Here is a 12,820-nt window from a genome sequence, read left to right on the forward strand (position 1 = left end):
GCTTTTTGAATGGCTTTATTGAAACGTCAATCTTATTTTGGCTTTGTCTTTATGAACCAGTCGCGTCCCTCGTTCGTTTCCGTGCAGAAACTCCTATCTGGAGGTGCGATCGCTACCCTAGCAGTTAGTTCCCTGATAGTCCTCACCCCCGCAGCCAAAGGGGAAAAACCCTTAGAAGATAACCCGAAAGCAGTCATCGACCAGGTTTGGCAAATTGTTAATAATGAATTTGTAGATCGTAGTTTTCATCAAATCGATTGGCAAAAAAAACGTCAAGAATTGTTAAGCAGAAATTATACTAATCCCCAACAAGCTTACACAGCAATTCGCGAAGCTTTAAAGGAATTGGATGATACTTATACCCGTTTTTTAACTCCTAGGGAATTTTCTGTCCTCACCAGTCAAACTTCCGGAGAATTATCGGGAATTGGGGTACGTTTAGCTCTCGATAAACGCAGTAACGATCTGGTTGTTGTCGATACGGTGAAAAAATCCCCCGCCAAGGAAGCGGGAGTGAAAAGCGGCGATCGCCTGATCAGAATTAATGGCAAACCCACCGCTTTAATGACCCTAGAACAGGCAATGGAGGCACTACAGGGAGAAGTGGGTACTAGCGTTAGTTTACAGCTTGCCCGTCCCGATAAAGGGGTATTTGAAGTGACTTTGACCCGGGTAGATATCGAAATCCCCTCCGTTAGCTATACCCTGAAACAGGAAGGTGGGGTGAAAGTTGGTTATATTAAACTGGATGAATTTAGTTCCCACGCAGCCGAACAAATGAAAGAGGCGATCGAGGAATTAAGTCAACAACAGGTATCCGGCTATGTTCTCGATCTGCGGGGCAACCCCGGCGGGTTACTATTTGCTAGTGTCGATATCGCTCGTATGTGGATGAAACAGGGCAAAATCGTTAGCACCATCGATCGACGGGGCGGAGATCGCCAATTTATCGCCAATAACACCGCTATTACCGATTTACCCCTAGTAGTCTTGGTTAATAAAGGTTCAGCGAGTGCCAGCGAAATCCTCGCCGGAGCGCTAAAAGAAAATGGCCGGGCGACTTTAGTAGGTACATCGACTTATGGCAAGAGTACCGTCCAATCGGTACACACCCTTTCCGATGGTTCTGGATTAGCGGTGACAATTGCCCGTTATTATCCCCCCAACGGCGAAAATATCTACAAAAAAGGCATTAAACCCGATGTGCAGATCGAGTTAACCCAAGAACAACAGCTGCGCTTCCGGGATGATCCTTCTTTGCTGGGAACGAAGGATGATCCCCAGTATCAACAGGCGATCTCACTCCTACAATCCCATAGTGTTAAACGTCCAGGCACTGGCAATCTCAATAACCCTTTGAGTAGTCGGGCCGAATAATCGTCCTAGAAAATCTGGGGAAACGGCTACTGTTTCGGCGAAATGGCGATTCTAGAACAGCCTTTAAAGTCTTTAACAGCGCTCTCTCTCGCTCCCGTGCAGTTGCTGGTGATTCCCCCCCCAAAGATTTCTGCAGCTACAAATTCTGCAACTAAGCATAATACGCATTATAAAACTGTATCGCTGGCTACAAATGCTCGATTATTCGCCAAAAAGTAACCTGATCAAAACCTCACACCCTGCTCTATAATTCCCGACGACCTTCTAAAGCTCTCGCTAAAGTTACTTCATCAGCGTATTCCAGATCGCCGCCCATGGGCAACCCGAAAGCGATACGGGTAACTTTAGTGAAGGGTTTCAGTAAACCCCCGATATACAAAGTCGTGGTTTCCCCCTCGACACTGGGACTGATAGCTAAGATAACTTCCTGAATTTTTTTCTGGCTGACTCTGGTGACTAAAGACTGTATATTTAATTGATCCGGTCCAATCCCATCCATAGGTGAGATAACACCCCCTAAAACGTGATATTTGCCCGAATATTCCCTAGTTTTCTCCAAAGCAATCACATCTCTGGAGTCAGCTACCACACAGATAGTCCCCGTTTCTCGGTTAGGATTGCGGCAAATTTCACAAATCGGTTCGGCCGAAAGATGAAAACAAACCTGACATAATCCTACTTGTTTTTTAGCCGCCACGATCGCCTGGGCCAATTCGATCGCATCTTGTTCTGGTCGTTTGAGAATATACAGGGCCAAACGTTGGGCGCTTTTGGGTCCGACTCCAGGTAATTTTTGTAACTGCTCGATCAAACGAGCTAAAGGCGGTGTATAAATAGCAGTTAATCCTCTTATCAGTTATCAGTTATCAGTTATCAGTGGGTAAGTTATCAGTTATCAGATTTGAGTTTTCAAGTGAGCAGTGTTACATGGAAGTTTCCTGCTGTCTTTTCACTGTTTACTGCTCACTGTTTACTAACTAAGACCTTTTTGGTAAACGGACATCGATAACACTGGTGTTGAAATTATAATTATCTCCTTCCAACTCGATTAAAGTGCCAATTTTCACCTTTTGACCGCCAACAACCGCACCAGTGTCGGTAAATTCCGCTTGACCACTGAGAGTCATAATCATATCTTGAGAATAGTTTTCCGTGCGGGGATCCGGTAGGACTTTCACACTACCATCCGGCTGCGGAACTAAGACATTTCTCGATAAAGGTTTAACATTTTTTATATCCACTTGACCGGCCGGTTGATTACGAATAACAATATTAGTTTTCTTCTCGGTATTGAATTGATTGATCAAAGCATTGGGATTGAGAACACTTAAACCCCGGACAATAACATCCACTTCTATGGGTTCTTTGGTAACTTGAGCGATCGTACTTTTACCACTTGTCCCCGGTACAACAAAAATACCGATAATTGTCAATAAAATTACTAAGGCCGCTCCGATATCAAGCAAGCTAAATTTACCGAATAAACGTCCTTTTGAGTCTAATAACTGCATAGCCTTGAATTTATATAGATGACTATTCCTAGAGATCGAGCCTAGATAGTAAATTCTATCACGATCGGAATCTTGGTCGCAGACAGGAAGTCTGACTTAAGATAGAAGATCGGAGTCTCACACGGAGCGATCGATAGACAATGGCGGGTAAAACTCAACTTAAGAAACAAGAAAAGCAATTATCTCCACTCGATCTGACCCCTTCTGACGGTAACAACCTCGAAAAAGTTGCCCCCGTTAAACATTGGTCGATCGAAGATAGCGAAAATCTCTATCGCATCCAAGGCTGGGGAGAACCCTATTTCTCGATCAATGCCGCAGGAAATATTACCGTTTCGCCCCAGGGAGAAAGGGGCGGTTCTTTGGACTTATACGAGTTAGTTTCGGCGATTAAGCGGCGAAATATCGGTTTACCCCTGTTAATTCGGTTTAGTGACATCCTTGAGGATCGGATCGAGCGCCTGAACGCCTGTTTTAACCGAGCGATCGCCCGTTATAATTATGCCAATGTCTATCGCGGTGTCTATCCGATCAAGTGCAATCAACACCGTCACATCGTCGAGTCTTTAGTACGTTTTGGCAAACCCTATCAATTTGGGTTGGAGGCTGGTTCAAAACCTGAGCTAATGATTGCTTTAGCTACCCTAGAACCTGCCTTAAACGGCAAAAATGACAAAACACAACCCTTGCTAATTTGTAACGGCTATAAGGACAAAGAATACCTGGAAACTGCCCTATTGACCACTCGTCTCGGTCATCGGCCTTTGATTGTCATCGAACAATTGGAGGAATTATATTTAACCCTGCGCGTCAGTCGTCAGTTAGGAATTGCCCCACATTTGGGAGTGCGTGCGAAACTGGGGACAAAAGGGGTGGGCCGTTGGGGATGTTCCACGGGAGACCGGGCAAAATTTGGTTTAACCGTCCCGGAAATCTTAACGGTGGTGACGGAATTAGAACAAGCGGGGATGTTAGATTGTCTGCAACTGCTGCACTATCATATCGGGTCGCAAATCTCCGCTATTAGCGTCATTAAGGATGCCATTCGCGAAGCTAGTCAGATTTATGTGGAATTAGCGAAATTAGGGGCAAATATGACCTATCTCGATGTGGGGGGTGGTTTAGGGGTGGATTACGATGGCTCAAAAACTAACTTCTACGCCTCAAAAAACTACAATATGCAGAATTATGCCAATGATATCGTGGCTGAGGTCAAGGAAGCTTGTGAAGATGCCCAGATTTCACCCCCAATTCTCATCAGTGAAAGTGGCCGGGCGATCGCTTCTCATCAATCGGTGTTAGTCTTTGATATCTTGGGAAGTAGTGAGGTTCCCCAAAATCCCCCCGATCCCTGCAATGGGAAAGAACATCTGATCCTCCGTAATCTCTGGGAAACCTACACGGGTATCGATGAGCGCAATTATCAGGAAGCTTATCACGATGCGGGACAGTTCAAAGAGGAGGCGATTAGTCTGTTTAATTTCGGTTATCTCAGTCTCAAAGAACGAGCTAGAGCCGAACAATTGTACTGGGCTTGTTGTCACAAAATTCTGCAAGTGGCCCGACAAGAGGATTATGTTCCCGATGACTTGGAAGACTTAGAGCAAATTATGGCCTCAATTTATTATGCCAATCTCTCGGTTTTTCAGTCAGTTCCCGATAGTTGGGCGATCGATCAACTATTTCCAATTATGCCGATCCATCGTCTCGATCGAGAACCTACTCAAAGAGGAATTCTCGCCGATTTAACCTGTGATAGTGATGGGAAAATTGCCCAGTTTATCGATTTGCGCGGGGACATAAAATCAGTTTTAGAATTGCATCCGTTGGAGTACAAAAACGGGAAACATTCTCCAGAACCCTATTATCTAGGAATGTTTTTGGTGGGTGCTTATCAAGAGATTATGGGCAATTTACATAATCTTTTTGGCGATACTAACGTGGTACATATTCAGATGAGTCCCAAGGGGTACGATATCGAGTATCTAGTCAAAGGAGATACGATCACGGAAGTATTAAGTTATGTGCAGTATTCTGCGGAAGACCTGTTAGAAAGAATTCGTCTTCGTTGTGAACAAGCTTTGCAGGAAAATCGCATGACTGTGGAAGAATCCCAATTACTACTACAGGATTATGAACGCAGTTTGCGACGTTATACCTATCTAGTGGGTGGGGATTAATAGAGGTTACTTGTGGGGGAAATTTAGCTCATTTTCCCTTTTTAAAGCATTGATCGCAGAATTTTGGGCTAATGCTACCTCTGGTAGTACATTTATATGTATTTTCTCACTCCTTTCTTGCCGTCCCGCAGGAGGGAAGCGACATCAACATCTATTTCGTAAAAATTTAGTTACAAATACTTTGCGATTTGTGTCAATAACTTGCTACCTGCTACTTTTGCTACAGGAAATAGGTTACAACCCACATTCCGCATTTCTTATCATTCAATTGATAATTTGATAATTATTACTAATACATTGCTTACAACCCATTGGCAGGAAGGATTATAGCTACAATTATTGATTTTCATCAAGGTGATGTAAAAATATATAAAAATATATAAAAATATATAAAAATGTGCGGAATTTCGGTTACAACTAATGATGGAATAGAGTAAGTGGGTGGGTGGAATTAAGTATAAGATGAACGTAGGTTGGGCTTCGGCCGTGAGCTTTTGCCGAACGGTTGAAGAATGAAACCCAACTCCTGCTCATGTTACGCTACCGCCAACCCATCCTACAAATAATTTTGCCTCCCTACTTAAGAGTCTTTACTCAAGGATAAAAAAGATGCTTGACCAAAGTTTCAACCTATCAGACAGCAATGTTTTAGATGATATCTTCCAGTTACCAACCCTTGGCGTGGGATCAGGTTTGGGACGCTCCGACTTGATTACCCCTTTTGTCCGCAAAAGTCTCCAGGGACTGGATTCTGACTTTTTAAGCAATTCTCTGGAAGAATACCAGCTAGAACTGAAAAATCGCTGGCAATCATCCGAATCCCTTTCCTCTTGGCCTCAAGACGGTGATTTTTTAACAGGTCAAAGTAGTTCTGCGGGTCTTTTCAGTTCTGTTGACCTAGCCGGCAATACCCTCGCTACTGCCAGAGCGATTACCGTCGGTTCCAGCACCACCAGTTACACCGATTGGGTAGGAAGCACCGATACCAACGATTACTATCGTTTCACCCTCGCTAATTCTAGTAACTTTAATCTCAGTCTCACCGGAATGACCGCCGACGGGGACGTGCAACTGTTAAATAGTGGCGGTTCTGTCATTGCCTCCTCTACTAACGGTGGTACGGCTTCTGAGAGCATTACCGGTCAGTTGAGTGCAGGTACCTACTACATTCATGTCTATCCCTATCAAAGTGCTAATACCAACTATAATCTCGCTGTTTCGGCTACCAGTATTGACCTAGCCGGCAATACCCTCGCTACTGCCAGAGCGATTACCGTCGGTTCCAGCACCACCAGTTACACCGATTGGGTAGGAAGCACCGATACCAACGATTACTATCGTTTCACCCTCGCTAATTCGGGTAACTTTAATCTTGGTCTAACTGGAATGACCGCCGACGCGGACGTGCAACTGTTAAATAGTGGCGGTTCTGTCATTGCCTCCTCTACTAACGGTGGTACGACTTCTGAGAGCATTACCGGTCAGTTGAGTGCAGGTACCTACTACATTCATGTCTATCCCTATCAAAGTGCTAATACCAACTATAATCTCGCTGTTTCGGCTACCAGTGGTGGAACTGGATTTAACTCCACCTATGGTTACGGTTTAGTTAACGCTGCCGCTGCCGTTGCTCAAGCAATTAGTCAACCCACTTTTGCCGATGTTCCTAACTTGGGAGGTAATAACTGGGGTAATGATATGGTTAACGCCCCCGAAGCTTGGGCAAGAGGTTATACAGGACAAGGTGTTACAGTAGCTGTAATTGATTCTGGGGTGGACATTTCCCACCAAGACCTGAGCAATAATATTTGGCGCAATACAGGGGAAATTGCCAGTAATGGCATTGATGACGACGGAAATGGCTATACCGATGACGTTTATGGCTGGAACTTTGGTATCGGTCAAAATAACAATAACGTTCTACCCGGAACTACTTCTTCTGGACAAGGACACGGAACTCACGTCGCTGGGACAATTGCCGCCGCTAATAACGGCATTGGTATGACGGGCGTTGCCTATAATTCCCGAATTATGGCGATTCGTATGGGAGATGTAGATTCACAAGGTCGGTTTACTAATGGGGGCAACCTTGCTCAAGCTATCCGCTATGCAGTGGATAATGGCGCTCGCGTCATTAATATGAGTTTGGGATGGTCTGATTCAACTGCTTTACGCGATGCCCTTGCCTATGCCGCTAGTCGCAATGTGATTACGGTTAGTGCAGCTGGCAACTCTAGCTTGTCTTCTCCCGGAACACCTGCATACTACGCTACCCAATACGGTTTTTCCGTCGGTGCCGTCAATAGCAACCGGACAATTGCTAGTTTCTCCAATCGTGCCGGAACTAACAGCAGTATGCAGCACGTTATGGCTCCGGGGGTGAATGTTTATTCGACCTTACCAGGCAACCTATACGGGAATTCCAGCGGAACCTCGATGGCGGCTCCCCATGTGGCAGGAGTAGTGGCTTTAATGCTCGGGGCTAATCCCAACTTAACCCATGCTCAAGTCCGCAGTATTCTCACTAGCAGTGCTGTCCGTCTTGCTTAAAACGCTATTAATGCTCACAACCCAGAGCATTCCTAGTTAACCAATGCTGAAGAAAGTCTCTGTTGGATTCTGCAGGAGGCTTTTCTTCAGCCAAAATAACAGCCAAATCGCCAAAACTATGATTTATCCTAACTTTCGCTGGTTCCTAAGTTTGACCATTATTCTAGTTACAATGATGAGCTTTACTGACCCGAATTTTTCTCAATCAAAACAGGGTATTTCTGGCACTATTCTTCGTCTTAGCGGCGACCAAATGCCCACTATAGACACAACATCCTTAAGAACAAAACCTGAACCTATTAAAACAACTGTTTGGATTTTTTCAGGTAGAATTCCCGCTCAAGGAACCAACTGGCCAGTAGCCCAAGCCCAAAAACATCCTCACCTAATCAAGCAAATAAGTAGTGATTCTCAAGGTAATTTTTTGGTGGAATTGCCCTCAGGGGAATATACTCTCCTCGCTCAATATGATGACAATTTGTACCTCAATAATTTTTTAGGGGACGGCAGCTATGGAACCGTACAAGTGACTAACGGTCAAATTGTCAATATTCAGTTAATTAACACGGAAAAAGCTTATTTTTAGCAATTATTGTCCCAAAACGCTCAAGAAATAACATTTCTTGAGAGTGAGATAGAAGAAAATAATTTACTATCTTGCTTGATTACGTCTGCATTTCGCCAGTATTTGAATTGGCGAATTCCTAGTCTTTTTAATTACGATAGGTCTGGCTCTGTAATTTCTTCGGCGATGTTCTCTAGCATTCTTGGAATCTCTTCTTCCGTTACGTCATTTCTTCGGCTAACATTTAAAATATCACCTTCTTTTAATTGTTCGAGTATATTCTCGGCTAGTCTTTTCGTATAAGTTCGTTTACTGGCGACAAAATCTAACTCTTCGCTCAAGGGTTTCCGACAATTATCGCACTTAAATTGACGACGATTAACTTGTGGGTACACTGGTTGTCCTGAGAGCGGCGAATCTTTGACTAAATGGGGTTTGCTGAATAAATCTAAAAACCTTGTTTGATAAGACTTTTAGACTTTTTTGAAATCCAAAAGTGGTGGACATGGGAGTGATCAGGGGGAAAATCCCAGGACTTTTTCCCTGAAAATTAGGTAATTGACCCCCTCAAAATGGGTAAAACCCCACACTCTACCCCCACGAAAAACTTTTTGCCACAAACCCTATCTAGTGGGTGGGGATTGATGATTGCTCTTGCCGATCGAGTAATCGATCGAGGATGATAGAAAATAGACAAAATACATAGGCAGTAAGGGGAAGCAGTGGAAAAGGGAACGCTGGTAGAATTTCGGGTGCAAGGAGAAAGGCGCTTAGGGGTGATCGATCGCCCAGAAGGTAAAAAAGATTGGATCGTCATCGATCAAGGGGGAAACCCGCATAAACTGCGTCCCCAACGCTTCGATTACATTATCAAAGCAGGTCCGTCCAACCATAAGGAGATTGGCAATTTTCTGCGGGAAGTCCAACCCTATCTAGATCCCAGTGGTTTAGAAGTGGCCTGGGAATTATTAGCCGGGGAAAATCAGTTAGTCACTCCCGAAACCATGGCCGAGATTCTCTTTTCCGATCGCAGTCCCCAGTCTTGCTATGCAGCCCATTGTCTCTTGAGTGATGATAAAGTTTATTTTAAAAATAAAGGGGATGGTTACGAGGCCCGCTCGGAAAATCAGGTAGAGGAAATCAAACACCAGCTAGAGGTAGAACAACAGCGTCAACGGGAAAAAGGCCAATTTCTCCAACGTCTCCAACAGACCCTGGCCGGTGAAACGGTAGAATGGTCAGAAAGCGATCGAATTCGTCTGGAGTCTCTAGAAAAATTTATCCTCCAACCCGAACAAAAATATCCGGCAGCCACGGACATACTCTCGCTGCTAGGCCGTTCCCAAACCCCCGAGGCTGCTTTTGAATTGTTAGTCGATTTGAAATGGTGGAGTAGTCACGAAAACCTTTTCCTGCGACGCAGTTCCTACCCTGTTCAATTCTCGAAAAAGGTACTTGATGTGACGCGTCTTAATTTACTCAATCCCCCTGCGGATGCGGATGTCAACAATCGTCTCGATTTAACCCACCAAAAAATTTATACCATCGACGATGAAAGTACCGAGGAAATCGATGACGGATTATCGGTGGAAATGCTCGCGGATGGTGGTCATCGTCTCTGGATTCATATTGCCGATCCTAGCCGTTTAGTGCTTCCCGATGATGAATTAGACCTAGAAGCGCGTCGTCGCAGTACCAGTCTCTATCTTCCCACGGGAATGGTTCCCATGTTTCCCCTAGAGTTGGCCGCCGGTCCAATGAGTTTGGTACAGGGTAAACTTTGTCCCGCATTGAGTTTTGGGGTAATCCTCGATGAAACGGGGGCGATCGCCGATTATCGTATCCATCCCAGTACAATTAAACCCACCTATCGCCTCACCTACGAAGATGTGGACGAAATGTTACATCTGGATCTGCAGCATGAACCGGAAGTGAAGATTCTCAACCGTTGGGCCAAACAACGCCACGCATGGCGCAAATCTCAGGGATCGATTAACATCCAAATGCCAGAATCATCTATTAAGGTGAAGGCTAACGACGAAATTATCATAGAATTGCAGGAAGTTTCCCCATCTCGGCAATTAGTGGCGGAAATGATGATTTTAGCCGGAGAAATCGCCGGTCGCTACTGTCAGGAACACGAGATCCCCGTGCCTTTCCGCGGACAACCACAACCGGAATTACCCCCCGATGAGGAGTTAATTTTACTACCTGCGGGCCCAGTGCGTTCCTGTGCCTTGCGTCGCTGTATGCCGCGCAGTGAGATGACGACGATTCCTAACCGTCATGCTAGTCTGGGATTGAATACCTATTCCCAAGTAACTTCGCCAATTCGCCGTTATACTGACCTTTTGACCCATTTTCAACTAAAAGCCCATCTCCGGGGCGATAAACTGCCTTTTACCCGGGATAGAATGCAGGAAATTCTCTATAGTGTCGCTAGTTCGGCCCTGGAAGCCACCTCGGTGGAACGACAAACTAATCGTTATTGGAGTTTGGAATTTTTGCGACGACAGGGAGATCAAGTCTGGCAAGCTTTGGTATTGCGCTGGCTGCGGGAAGAGGAAAATTTAGGCTTGATTTTATTGGAGGAATTGGGGTTAGAATTACCCCATCGTTTTGAGCGATCGGTATCTTTAGGCGATCGCTTTCAAGTACAAGTTAGTCGCTCTGATCCCCACCGCGATGAGATCCGTTTTCGCGAGTTATCGGGTTTTGTCTCCTCCCAAGCAAGTTAATCTCTCGCGGAGACAGAATTCAGGAGTCGGGAGATAGGGGTTTAGGGGTTTAGGGAAATTTCAGCCAAATGCTCCACTCCCCTCTACCCTCTCCTTGAGTTAGCGGGTTCGTCATCTGATCCGTCTATTTCGGGTGCGGAACCTCTTGGCAGACTTTAAATACCGAACAATTTATTATACTAAATCCGTTGAGTATAGGCCACATATCAGGAGAGGCACTCATGCAAGAGGCAAAAGGGAGAATAATCGCTCTTCTGGAACTTTCGGAAATCCCCGACCGAATCCAGATTCTGAAACCCTTGCTTGACAAGTGATCGCTAACTTTTTTTCTAATAAAAACTCAAATTTGGCTCTCTTGGATTTGGTGGGTAAAATGTATTCTAAGATACATTCCTCCTAGCGAGGGGGTGGAACGAACCACAAAGACACAGAGGACACAAAGATTGATCGATCCTATGTAAGTTAAACTTATCACACAGAACCTAGAAGATCCGAAGAGCGATAAGCCGTCAGCTTTTTGCTGTGATCAGTAAACAGTGAACTGAAAACTCAAATCCGATCCCTGATAGCTGTCTCCTGACTCCTGACCCCACTAACAAACTTTTTCAGAAAACCCTACTCACTTTTCACCCGATCTGCCCGGTCTTGCTATTGTTAAAAGTATAGAACCTCCGAAAAAGGTCTCAACTCTGTGCAGTTAAAACAAGTCATCATCGCTCATAAGGCCAACCATCCCCAAAGTAAAGCATGGGCGGAAAAATGCGCTAAACAGTTAGAAGCCCGTCAGTGTAAAGTTTTAATGGGACCCAGTGGCTTTAAAGATAATCCCTATCCGGTATTTTTAGCCTCAGCATCGGAAAAAATCGACCTTGCCATCGTTTTGGGGGGAGATGGAACCATTTTAGCTGCCGCTCGCTATTTAGCTCACGAAGACATTCCGATTTTAGCGGTGAATGTCGGCGGCCATCTGGGATTTTTAACGGAACCCTTTGATATTTTCCAGGATACGGAGACGGTCTGGGAGCGTTTACAATCCGATCACTATGCGGTACAACAACGGATGATGTTAACGGCCAGAATCTATGAAGGGGATAAAAGAAATCCGCAGCCAGTGAGCGAGGCATTTTATGCCCTGAATGAGATGTGTGTGAAACCCGCTAGTATCGATAGGATGCCCACCTCAATCCTCGAAATCGAAGTGGACGGGGAAATAGTAGATCAGTACCAAGGCGACGGACTATTAGTGGCTACTCCCACGGGATCCACCTGTTACACCGCTTCCGCTAATGGTCCGATTATACACCCCGGCATGGAAGCGATCGCTGTCACCCCGATTTGTCCCTTGAGTCTCTCCAGTCGGCCGATTGTCATTCCCCCGGCATCTCTGGTCAGTATTTGGCCTCTAGGAGACTACGAGTTAAATACTAAACTCTGGATGGATGGTGCTTTAGCCACTTCCATTTGGCCCGGGCAATGGGTGGGAGTTACTAAAGCCGAAAAATTCGCCCAATTTATTATCCTGCGGGAAAGTTATTCTTTTTATCAGACTCTACAGGAAAAACTGCAATGGGCCGGGGCGAGAATTCATTATGATGGCAATCGTCATAATTAGGGTTTGCGGCAAAGTTTTTCGTGGGGACAGGGTGTAGGGTGTAGGGTTTTACCGATTTTGAGGGGGTCAATTACCTAATTTTCAGGGAAAAAGTCCCTGAATTTTCCCCCCAATCACTCCAAAGGTCGACACTTTTTGAGGGAAAAAAAGTCTAAAAACCTTATCCAACAAGGTTTTTAGATTTATTGAGCAAGCCCTAAGTATATCTTCTAAAATTGGTCATTACTTCCGATTTTATCAGTAAATCTAGGCTTTTGGGGGTAGAACCCCCCAAACCCAGAAGCGCA

The 12,820-nt window shown here is 45.1% G+C and carries 8 protein-coding genes and 1 pseudogene; 6 read left to right on the top strand and 3 right to left on the bottom strand.

Annotated features, from left to right (window positions below):
- The first annotated feature begins 51 nt into the window (after positions 1 to 51).
- Positions 52 to 1,377, top strand: a complete 1,326-nt coding sequence (gene ctpB, locus ACQY1X_RS01035) for a carboxyl-terminal processing protease CtpB (RefSeq protein ID WP_002735200.1) — start codon at positions 52 to 54, stop codon at positions 1,375 to 1,377.
- Positions 1,378 to 1,621: 244 nt separating this feature from the next.
- Here ctpB and recR read toward each other — a convergent pair whose 3' ends face one another.
- Both recR and ACQY1X_RS01045 read right to left on the bottom strand, forming a co-directional pair.
- Entirely contained in the window at positions 1,622 to 2,212 is a 591-nt protein-coding gene (gene recR / locus ACQY1X_RS01040; RefSeq protein WP_043999193.1) for a recombination mediator RecR, read from the bottom strand.
- Positions 2,213 to 2,354: 142 nt separating this feature from the next.
- Positions 2,355 to 2,888 carry a DUF4330 domain-containing protein gene (locus tag ACQY1X_RS01045; protein WP_287231899.1) on the bottom strand — a complete coding sequence of 178 codons (534 nt, stop codon included), beginning with the start codon at positions 2,886 to 2,888 and terminating at the stop codon, positions 2,355 to 2,357.
- 140 nt (positions 2,889 to 3,028) lie between these two features.
- On the opposite strand from ACQY1X_RS01045, the gene speA reads away from it, so the two are divergent.
- The 3 genes from speA to ACQY1X_RS01060 all read left to right on the top strand — a co-directional run bounded on the left by speA (position 3,029) and on the right by ACQY1X_RS01060 (position 8,204).
- Positions 3,029 to 5,068 (top strand): biosynthetic arginine decarboxylase, encoded by a 2,040-nt coding sequence (gene speA, locus ACQY1X_RS01050; RefSeq protein ID WP_123230232.1) that lies wholly within the window; start codon positions 3,029 to 3,031, stop codon positions 5,066 to 5,068.
- Positions 5,069 to 5,677: 609 nt separating this feature from the next.
- Positions 5,678 to 7,618, top strand: coding sequence for a S8 family serine peptidase (locus tag ACQY1X_RS01055; RefSeq protein WP_430015279.1), 1,941 nt, complete (start codon positions 5,678 to 5,680; stop codon positions 7,616 to 7,618).
- Between the two features lie 175 nt (positions 7,619 to 7,793).
- Positions 7,794 to 8,204, top strand: a complete 411-nt coding sequence (locus ACQY1X_RS01060; protein WP_262382225.1) for a hypothetical protein — start codon at positions 7,794 to 7,796, stop codon at positions 8,202 to 8,204.
- 134 nt (positions 8,205 to 8,338) lie between these two features.
- Here the strand turns inward: ACQY1X_RS01060 and ACQY1X_RS01065 are convergent.
- Positions 8,339 to 8,614 (bottom strand): annotated as a pseudogene (locus tag ACQY1X_RS01065) (helix-turn-helix domain-containing protein); the annotation flags it as partial.
- A 291-nt stretch (positions 8,615 to 8,905) separates the two neighbouring features.
- Between ACQY1X_RS01065 and ACQY1X_RS01070 the strand changes: the two are divergent.
- Together ACQY1X_RS01070 and ACQY1X_RS01075 are read left to right on the top strand one after the other, a co-directional pair.
- The gene (locus tag ACQY1X_RS01070) at positions 8,906 to 10,921 is read left to right on the top strand and encodes a ribonuclease catalytic domain-containing protein (RefSeq protein ID WP_123230230.1); all 2,016 of its coding nucleotides are present in this window, start codon (positions 8,906 to 8,908) and stop codon (positions 10,919 to 10,921) included.
- A 691-nt stretch (positions 10,922 to 11,612) separates the two neighbouring features.
- A complete protein-coding gene (locus ACQY1X_RS01075; RefSeq protein ID WP_002751885.1) occupies positions 11,613 to 12,533 on the top strand; it encodes an NAD(+) kinase in 921 nt (306 codons plus the stop codon).
- Positions 12,534 to 12,820 lie beyond the last annotated feature (287 nt).

Origin of the sequence: Microcystis protocystis FBCC-A270, assembly GCF_050500235.1 — a bacterium.
In the GTDB taxonomy this organism is placed as follows: Bacteria; Cyanobacteriota; Cyanobacteriia; order Cyanobacteriales; family Microcystaceae; genus Microcystis; species Microcystis ichthyoblabe_A.

Excerpts from the sequence above, each read along its gene's own strand:
- ctpB (WP_002735200.1), top strand. The coding sequence starts at position 52 with ATGAACCAGTCGCGTCCCTCGTTCGTTTCCGTGCAGAAACTCCTATCT.
- ACQY1X_RS01045 (WP_287231899.1), bottom strand. The coding sequence starts at position 2,888 with ATGCAGTTATTAGACTCAAAAGGACGTTTATTCGGTAAATTTAGCTTG.
- speA (WP_123230232.1), top strand. The coding sequence starts at position 3,029 with ATGGCGGGTAAAACTCAACTTAAGAAACAAGAAAAGCAATTATCTCCA.
- ACQY1X_RS01055 (WP_430015279.1), top strand. The coding sequence starts at position 5,678 with ATGCTTGACCAAAGTTTCAACCTATCAGACAGCAATGTTTTAGATGAT.
- ACQY1X_RS01060 (WP_262382225.1), top strand. The coding sequence starts at position 7,794 with ATGAGCTTTACTGACCCGAATTTTTCTCAATCAAAACAGGGTATTTCT.